General features: G+C 34.3%; 3 protein-coding genes and 1 pseudogene. All 4 read left to right on the top strand.

The features are described 5' to 3' along the window. The coding region (locus ACJMMI_RS00755) for a hypothetical protein (protein ID WP_405352591.1) at nucleotides 1–188 on the top strand (188 nt) is incomplete at its 5' end. A 118-nt stretch (nucleotides 189–306) separates the two neighbouring features. Next, nucleotides 307–435 (top strand): hypothetical protein, encoded by a 129-nt coding sequence (locus ACJMMI_RS00750; protein WP_405352588.1) that lies wholly within the window; start codon nucleotides 307–309, stop codon nucleotides 433–435. Between the two features lie 126 nt (nucleotides 436–561). Then, nucleotides 562–1,422 (top strand): annotated as a pseudogene (locus ACJMMI_RS00745) (serine hydrolase domain-containing protein); the annotation flags it as partial. Between the two features lie 83 nt (nucleotides 1,423–1,505). Further along, on the top strand, nucleotides 1,506–2,177 hold the full coding sequence (locus tag ACJMMI_RS00740) for a hypothetical protein (RefSeq protein WP_405352586.1): 672 nt from the start codon (nucleotides 1,506–1,508) through the stop codon (nucleotides 2,175–2,177). Nucleotides 2,178–2,261 lie beyond the last annotated feature (84 nt).

Genomic DNA, 2,261 nt, shown 5'->3' with positions numbered 1-2,261 from the left:
TGGAGATTTTATGTAAAAATAATCTTGCTACATGCAGTTCTGTTGCTACCGCTGACGGTGAGATTTATTCGTATATGTTTCATCAAGAAAGCTCGGTTATTCCTTTGCTTTGTTTTGCCGATGAAATTGCAAAGAAAGATTATCACGATTTTGTAGGTTCTTTTGACCGCACAAAGCCATTGCTTTAATCAACTGTCGGTTTATAACTCTTTTGCTAAGTTTAATGATTCAATAATCGGTTGCTTGTAAATAATCATCCTGTGGTTTATACTTAAAGAGAAGAGAAATCAAGGAGGTTTATTGTTAATGAAAAAGTTATTTGCAGTAATTATAAGTCTTGTGCTTGCTTTTTCGGTTACCGCCTGCTCGTCAGGTAATTCAGAGGAAAGTCAAGCTGTTGAAACTACAGATAAACAACAGTTCCGTTTTGAGTAAGATAAACAATTCCCTCAAAATCCTTGTGTTTAAGCACAGAATCCATACTTTCTTTTATATCGTATGTGCTTTCTGTAGCGTTGCTCTCAGAAGTTGTAGGTAAGCGGAAAAGATGAAAAAGGACAGGATTTAACAGTTGATTCGACAATGTACATTGGCTCAATATCAAAGCAGTTTTGTGCTGCAGCTGTTTTAATGCTTAGTGAGCAGGAAAAGCTTAGCTTAGATAATACTTTAGATACATATTATCCTGACTATTCCGCCGGTAAGGAAGTTACACTGAAAAATTTACTTTCTATGCGTTCAGGTATTCCTGATATGGTTGTTAAAACACCTGAAGCTGCACTTCAAGTAAAAGATGTTTCTTCTGACAAAACCGAAGAAGAAAATGTTGCGGCAATCAAAGAGTGGATTTTTAACCAACCGCTTCAAACCGAGCCTGATACAACATTTGAATATTGCAACGCAAATTATTTCTTGCTCAGCGACATTATAGAACAGGTGTCGGGAGAAAATTACTATGATTTTATTTGCAAAAATATTTTTGAACCGCTTAATATGACAAATTCAGGCTTTATAAGCGATGTAAAAAACAATCCGGAGTGGGGTTTAACTTACGATACTTTTACTGTAGGTGAAGATGCTATAGGTCTTACTAAAGGTGCAGGTGATATGGTATCAAATGCAGAAGATATGGATAAATGGATGACAGCACTCAGCAGTGGAAAGATTATATCGAAAGAAAGTTATCAGGCAATGACTACTGATTATTCACCTGAAATTTCTAATAAATACGGTTATGGAATGAGTGGTTCATATGACGGTGGATGGGGGCATTCCGGTTTTATTGGCAGTTACACTTCTTTTGATTATATCAACACTGAGTATGGCTACAATCTCTTTATAGCTGACAATACCGGTTATATGAATATAGAAAGTTTACCATCAGATTTGCTTACAGATTTATTTGCTACATTGAAAAAATAAATTGTATAATACAAAAATAAAGCTTCTTTTAGACGGGAAGCTTTATTTATTGAAGTTGGATAATATTGAAAGGTGAGGATTATATGCCGATTATTAATGATTTAAACAACAGCGTAAAAGAAGAACTCGAATACTTTGGCATTAGGCGAGGAAACGAAGAACAAGCCGCTATAGAAAAGGCGGTTTACAATACTAAATTTGATATGAATTATGATTTTAACGCATTTTTTGTTATTATTCCAATTATAATTATAGGTTTAATACCTGTCGCAAAAATTTTGATACAAGAGGCAATTACTTCTTCTGTAACTCATACACCGTTTACATTGAATGCTGTGCAGATTTTAATAATCAGTATTGTAAGCGTGGCAATACTTTTTGCAACCGTATTACTTATTTGTTTAAAAGTAAAAAAATGCCCAAGTGTGCAAACAAGTTATCTTTATTATAAAGGTGAAGCATATCATTTTGATCAGATTAATTACATAAGAGTGAGTGGCATAAAAACCGCTAAAGTATATGTCAACGGCAAAAAGCTTGTCAGTGTGTCGAATTGGTGTGATAACTATAATTCACTGATTGTATGGGCGAAAAAATGTCATATTCCTGTGCTTGAACCTAATAGAACGGCTAATTCAGGCAATGGTTATGATTTGAACGCAATGAGTAATAACATTGCTATTATCGTGGCGGTTGCTGTATTTGCAATTATGATGATTGGTGCGGCAGTTGTATTTTTTAATTCTATTAAATAAATTTAGACCGAACCATTTTAAAGGTTCGTGGGTTTGGGCAACGCCCAAGAAAAGCTATTTCTATATCAGTTTACAAGACACAAA

Source organism: Ruminococcus sp. (genome assembly GCF_045129435.1).
In the GTDB taxonomy this organism is placed as follows: domain Bacteria; phylum Bacillota; class Clostridia; order Oscillospirales; family Acutalibacteraceae; genus Ruminococcoides.
This window is presented reverse-complemented; position numbering and strand designations above follow the sequence as displayed.

Excerpts from the sequence above, each read along its gene's own strand:
- ACJMMI_RS00750 (WP_405352588.1), top strand. The coding sequence starts at position 307 with ATGAAAAAGTTATTTGCAGTAATTATAAGTCTTGTGCTTGCTTTTTCG.
- ACJMMI_RS00740 (WP_405352586.1), top strand. The coding sequence starts at position 1,506 with ATGCCGATTATTAATGATTTAAACAACAGCGTAAAAGAAGAACTCGAA.